5 protein-coding genes are annotated in these 5,828 nt (G+C 61.0%); 1 reads left to right on the top strand and 4 read right to left on the bottom strand.

The genetic code is table 11. The features are described 5' to 3' along the window. Positions 1–1,332: 1,332 nt before the first annotated feature. Positions 1,333–1,932: a recombinase family protein gene (locus QM806_RS33960; RefSeq protein ID WP_283294284.1), complete on the top strand. Its 600-nt coding sequence runs from the start codon at positions 1,333–1,335 to the stop codon at positions 1,930–1,932. A gap of 95 nt (positions 1,933–2,027) precedes the next feature. Here the strand turns inward: QM806_RS33960 and QM806_RS33955 are convergent, their stop codons facing one another. From QM806_RS33955 to QM806_RS33940, 4 genes are all read right to left on the bottom strand, one after another. Continuing rightward, on the bottom strand, positions 2,028–2,858 hold the full coding sequence (locus QM806_RS33955; RefSeq protein ID WP_283294283.1) for a hypothetical protein: 831 nt from the start codon (positions 2,856–2,858) through the stop codon (positions 2,028–2,030). Positions 2,859–3,062: 204 nt separating this feature from the next. Further along, entirely contained in the window at positions 3,063–4,157 is a 1,095-nt protein-coding gene (locus QM806_RS33950; RefSeq protein ID WP_283294281.1) for a hypothetical protein, read from the bottom strand. Positions 4,158–4,277: 120 nt separating this feature from the next. Continuing rightward, positions 4,278–4,655: a hypothetical protein gene (locus QM806_RS33945; protein WP_283294279.1), complete on the bottom strand. Its 378-nt coding sequence runs from the start codon at positions 4,653–4,655 to the stop codon at positions 4,278–4,280. Continuing rightward, positions 4,652–5,347, bottom strand: coding sequence for an AAA family ATPase (locus QM806_RS33940; RefSeq protein WP_283294277.1), 696 nt, complete (start codon positions 5,345–5,347; stop codon positions 4,652–4,654). The genes QM806_RS33945 and QM806_RS33940 overlap by 4 nt, the downstream gene beginning before the upstream one ends. Between the last annotated feature and the right edge of the window lie 481 nt (positions 5,348–5,828).

Raw genomic sequence — 5,828 nt, 5'->3', positions numbered from 1 at the left:
TTACCCGACGAGGAGTCACGCGACGACGTCGTACACCACCTCCCTGGACTTGACCTGAAGCAGTTCGCTTGATCGGAATCTGTAAGTACGCAGGTATCGAGAGGTTCGTCTTCGCTGGTGGGGACCCCAGTCTTAGACATGACATTTCTGCCCTGATCGACTTCGCCGACTCCATCGGTCTATCAGTCGAATTGCAGTCTAACTTCCAAAGGTTCAGCGAAGATTTGAAGGATCGGATCCGCGGCGGAAAGGTTTCCCTTACAGGCATTTCGCTCGATGGGAGCACTGCCGATCGGCACGACAATTTCCGATCGACACGAGGCAACTTCAATGCGGTTATCAGCGCTCTAGATTTTCATGAACGGGTAAACCGGCCGATGATCGTGAGAACTGTCGTAAGCCGCCAGAATGCCAGCTGCATATCCGATATTGGACGCCTATTGACGCCTTATAGGAGGGTGATTAGGTGGTCTTTGCTCGAATTCACGCCGATAGGAAAAGGATTCGACCATCGGAACGACTATTTGATGTCAGCTACCGAGTTCGAGGAGGTCGTCGCGAGCGCGATCGACTCATATGAAGGCTCCGCCGAAGTCGATGTATATCGCGCTTCCGCAAAGCTTGGTACATATGGTCTGGTTACTCCCTCAGGGGATCTGTACGGAGTTGTGACACCGCCGAGCGACGGTCGATACCCTATTGTCGGCTCGGTGTTGAGGACGCATCTAAGCGTATTGGCATCTTCATTGCCGTTCAGTCCAGGGCAGCACATCGCCCGGTATGGCGATTAGTTGCCCAGTACGTGAGACACGACAGGATCGCCGATCCTCGCCCATGCCCACATCGCCCGGTCAGAATTGCATTTATCCAGGCTGAGCGGGGGTATGGCGGCTCCGTTTGACCCGATGCAACTTGGAGTCCACGCCCGGGTTCTGCAGAAGGGCTTCGATGCTCACATCACCTCTGACGAGTCAGTGGGTTCGGACTGCGTCAAGTGCCGCCAACCATGGCCGTGCGACAGCATTCACATCATCTTCTTGCCGCTGAACTTTCTCGATTGATGCGAACGCAGCCGCGCCCTCCGATCACCCCGCGCCTCAGGGCATGTCAGTATGGGTCCTCCTTGAGGGATGGGCGATCCTCCCTCCGGTGAAGGATGTCCCCGATCTTGCTCAGATCGGGGCATCGCTCAATCCCCCGCGCCCGCGGCCTTCGCTCGCAAACTCGCCGGTGCTTCGGAACGGTGAGTGCTCAGCGGGAAGTCCCAGCAATTTCCACCCTTGACCTCCTGGTATTACGTGGAGAGGTCTATTCGTAGAATACGATGTGGGTATGTTGATCGGGTACGCACGCTGTTCGTCGTCCACGGACGACGAACAGGGCCAGCGCGATCAGCTGCGAGTGTTAGGCGTGGCCGATGACTCCATTCATGTAGATCACGGGCTGACAGGCACGGAGAGGCCTCGACCAGCGTTAACCGCGGCCTTGTCGGCCTTGTCAGCGCAGGACACCCTGGTCGTCACCTCGTTGGATCGACTGGCCCGTTCGGTTGCCGATCTCAGCGCGATCGCCACCGATCTCCAGGCCCGCGATGTGCTGTTGATGTTCGACGGCGCGGTCCACGACCCGCGGGAGCCTATCGGGCGAACGGTGTTCGCGATGTTGTCCACTACCTTTGCCGAGTTCGAGTCCGGCCTTATTCGTCTGCGCACGATGGAGGGCAATGCGCGCCGTAAGGCTGCAGGCGGTTTCGCCGGCCGCAAACCACTCCTCAACGCTGCACAACAGTCGGAACTCTACGACCTGCACAACGCGGGGCATTCCGTCGCAGAGCTGACGAAGCGTTTCAATCTCAGCCAGCCAGGCCTGTACAAGTACCTCGCCCGCGAGAAGGCACGACGGAACGCACCCACCTCCCCCGCCGACCACTGAGCGGCGCCACCAGCTGGCATAGGGGGCAAGTCAGCGCGGAGCGGTGTCGCGGCAGCACCGTCTTCTGGAACGAACGCATGCACGCATTAGTTCACTCAGGCATTCCGGTGTGGTCCGATGAGACTGTCGAGGTAGGTGACCTGGGCATCGAGGGCTGCGCGGATGTCGTCGATGTCGTTGCGTAGCGCGGAGGTCCGCTCGACGGCGTACTCGGCGCCGACGATGCCTTCGTAGAGCTGGTCGACGTCGGCTCCCCCGGTGGCCATCTCGGTGATGGCGCGGAGGTTGTGGAGGCTCGTTGCGATAGGTGTCAGCGCGTCTTCGTAGGCACGGAGTGCTGCACCTCGGTCGATGAGACCGGCTTCCGCCTTCGCAGCGACTACCTGGCGTCGTTCCCATTCGGCGCGTGCTCTGGCGAGGTTGTCGGTTCCGTCGTTGACCGGGGCCGTTGGGGTGTTCGCGCGAAGCCTGAATAGGTCGTGCGCCGCGGCCGTGATCATCTGTAATTCGATGGTGAATTCGAGGATGGTTCGGGGGCCGTCGAGTAGCGGGTGCGCCCACGCGGGGTGGGAAACGAGGCGTGCAACAACGTCCTCTACGACTGCAACGAGGCGAATCTCGGGCCCCTCCTCGCGCAACGGCCAGTGCAAAGCTGTATGCGCTTGTTGAAGCTCTGCACGCTGCCTGGTTGTCAGTTGCGGGTATCCGCGAGGCCGTCCGGTGAGGCTGAACCACCAGCTCGGCTGTGCAACGAGCTCGTTCGCGTCGAGGATCGCGTTCGAGAGGCCGGCTACCGCCGACTGTGTTGTTGCAGAGACGTGGTGCCAAGCGATGACGGCCGTTGTGCGAGGCGCGCGCTGCGGGAAGCGGAGTTGCTCGATCACCCAATCGCGAGCGGCGAGCATCTCGTCGGACACCTCGATCACCGCCCCTTCGCTGTGAGCAGGAAGGACGCGGGCGACATATTCGACGGGTACCTAACACTCGCGGCGGACGATAGCTGACCACCCACTCGCTGCCGGGTCGTTTCATCACGTGACGTCGTGGGGCGGTCGGAGCGAGCGACGCCAGACAGTTCTCGTTCGCCGCCCGCCCGGTCCCTCATCGTTCGTCGACTGTCTGCGCTGTTCCTAGACCGGGAGGAGTTCGCGGTTGTCCGAGAACTCCTCCGTGTCGGCAGCAGTTGCAGCAGTGAACGGGATCCGAGGCAGGGGTGGAATATCGAAGCCTTCGTCCATTGCAGCGTCCTTGAACCGGTGCCACCGCCTGCAAACGGTGGACTCGACCGGTTCGTCCGGGAGCATCCCTGCAACCTGCGCGTAGGTCAGATCCGGCCGCTCGAGGAGCAATGCCGCAACTTCCTTCTCCTGCGGACGGAGATTGCAGCTCACCAGGAAGGCCTGCAAGCCTGATTCGGTCTGCTCGTATCCGTTGCGGGTGGTTGCCGCGGCGGCGTAGAGGTCGTGCACCGGCTCCAGTTCGGATGCAGTGACGGTGGCGAACTCCTCGTGACTGGGTGCACGCAGTTCGCTGGCCTCCTCGTCAGGACCGAAGGAGTAGGCAGTGGGTGCAATCGTTGGCTGCGGTTCCAAATTCGGTGCAGCCAGTTCGTTGTAGCCGTCGAGGAGTACATCGGTCGGAGCGTGTGACTGCTCGTCAACGACTGTGCTTCGTTCCGCGCTGTCCTTCTCTCGCTGCAAGTGTTCGGAGACAACACGGAGGTAGCGTGCACGCTCGTTCACGATTGCACGCAACATGATCGTGAAAAGGTGCATCAGCGCCAAGAACAGAAGGGGCGCGATCGTCGCAATGAAGGCGGCGACCTTCGCGGGCTGCGGGTCGTATCCGACGTCCATTCCCGCAGCGGTCTGGGCAAGCCGGACATTGGCGAGCCCAAAGGCATGGTATCCATTGCCTGCAACGCTCAACAGCACGGTGGCGACGGCGAACGCTCGGCAGTAGACACGGGCCGAGTGGTACTCCTCGTCGTCGGCCAGGACGGTCAGTCCAAGTAGTGCGGCAGTGGTCGTGATGTCGAGTGCGACCGGCGCCATCCAGGCGAATTCAGGTTTGACGCCGATCTCGAGGATGAGCTGTCTTTGAGCGTCGAACGAGAGTGTGAAGACAAGGGCTGCAAGAGCCAACGTCATTGCAGTGATTGCAAGCAACGCGGCTGACTTCGAGTTGAGCCGGCGGCGTGCCGACTGCAAGCTATCGTCGATCATGATCGGGTTGTCCTTCCTAGGGGTGTGCCCGGTCGAAGGGGTCCCGTCGGTGCGCGCCGACGGGACTTCCTCATATCAGCGTTTACGGATCCTCGTGTTTACGGATGTACGGAGTTGCAGCTAGAAGCGGGTGTTGTGCAGGTCTTTCTTGATTTGCTCGCTCAGGTCGGGATCTGCAAGGAGTTTTTCCACGAGTGCAACAAGCACGTCCTGGGCCGTCACTCGGGCTACGCCGAGTTCTCTTGCTGCGGCGCGCTGCCAGTCCCCCAGCCGGTCATTCTGATCGGGCGAGAGGTCGACGTTTTTGCGGATGTCCTTCTGCCGGGGAGCGATGACAGGGACCGCACGGACGGCAGCCTTGCGGGGCTTGTCTTCATGCACCCTCGCCGCTGGGGCGGCCACTACTGGCTCTTGCTCCTCCTCCGGTTGGGGTTGCGCCGCCACTGGCCTTCGCGCGCGCTCGGCACTGGCGCGGATTCTGTCTGCTGCGGATGTCATGCGATCTCCTTCTGCGCGTCGAGGTCGAGGAGCTCGATCACCGCATCCCCGTAGGCCGAGTTGAGTGCGTTCTCGATCGTCATCCCGAAGGCCTGGGAGTAGCGCTCGAGACGGCCGACAGTTGGCTTGAGTACGTAGTCACCGTCTTCGGTGACCATTTCTCGGTACACCTCTGTCGAGGCCGCATTCGAGACAGTTCGGGTGAACAGGACTGCAAAGGCAGGGGCGTCCCCGTCCCGAAGTTCGGCGACGTCCGCAAGCAATTGTCGTACCGCGGGAAGACGGTTGTACTCGATCGGTGTCGGGGCCATCGGGCAGACGACGTGTGTTGCAAGTCGTGCAGCCGAGAGCACGATGCTTCGCTGCTCCTTCATCGGTGGCGTGTCGATGACTACAGCGTCGTACTTGCCGTTCGCGATACCCGGAAGCTGCCTGTGCAAGTTCGGGACGGCCATGCCGATGACCGGGAAAGGCCATTCGCCGAGACTCCCCCACTGCAGAAGTGACTCGTTCTCTCCGTCTGCGTCAACGCCGAGGACTTTGAGCCCCGATTCATGGAGTGCGTGGAGGATGAAGGCGGCTGACGTGGTTTTCGAGGAACCGCCTTTGAGGTTCAGTGTTGTGATGACAAGCATGTCTCCCACTTCCGCATGTCCGCTCCTGCGTATTTCCGTATTTCCGTGTGTCCGCATGGATTTGCACTGGTAGATCCCGAATCTTGCGGGTGTGCAAGCTGAGTCGCACGAGCTGCAAGGTGCGTACTAGTGGATCTACGGAGGTCAGCGTACGCGGACTTCAGCATCTACTGATGGACTGACACGCGGAAAAACGGCTTTCCGTGTTTCCGTAAACCCGTATACACGGAGTGTTGGCGTTGCATCAACGCCTCTCCGCCTCGCCCCGTCGCAGGCCAGCGCGCCTGGCCGAACGTTGGCGACCCTGCACGACGCCTTGCACGATCGCGGCCGCCGCCGGTGCAGTTCCCGTTCACCCATTCCGCTTTTACGGATCTGCGGATCTACGGACTTTCGCACCCAAAGAACCGGTCCGGGCTGACTCGACGTGATCGCGGAGCGTAGAAGTGCAGTTCCCGCCGATCGCTCCCTCAAATACTGATTCACGGACTTACGGAACTACGGAACTACGACCTCGCGTAGACGCGGGCGTGCAGCG

Origin of the sequence: Rhodococcus sp. IEGM 1351 (assembly GCF_030056875.1) — a bacterium.
GTDB classification, from domain to species: Bacteria; Actinomycetota; Actinomycetes; order Mycobacteriales; family Mycobacteriaceae; genus Rhodococcus_F; species Rhodococcus_F opacus.
Note: the sequence above shows the minus strand (reverse complement) of the source record. Positions and strands in the feature narration are given on the sequence as shown.

Excerpts from the sequence above, each read along its gene's own strand:
- QM806_RS33960 (WP_283294284.1), top strand. The coding sequence starts at position 1,333 with ATGTTGATCGGGTACGCACGCTGTTCGTCGTCCACGGACGACGAACAG.
- QM806_RS33950 (WP_283294281.1), bottom strand. The coding sequence starts at position 4,157 with ATGATCGACGATAGCTTGCAGTCGGCACGCCGCCGGCTCAACTCGAAG.
- QM806_RS33945 (WP_283294279.1), bottom strand. The coding sequence starts at position 4,655 with ATGACATCCGCAGCAGACAGAATCCGCGCCAGTGCCGAGCGCGCGCGA.
- QM806_RS33940 (WP_283294277.1), bottom strand. The coding sequence starts at position 5,347 with ATGCGGACACACGGAAATACGGAAATACGCAGGAGCGGACATGCGGAA.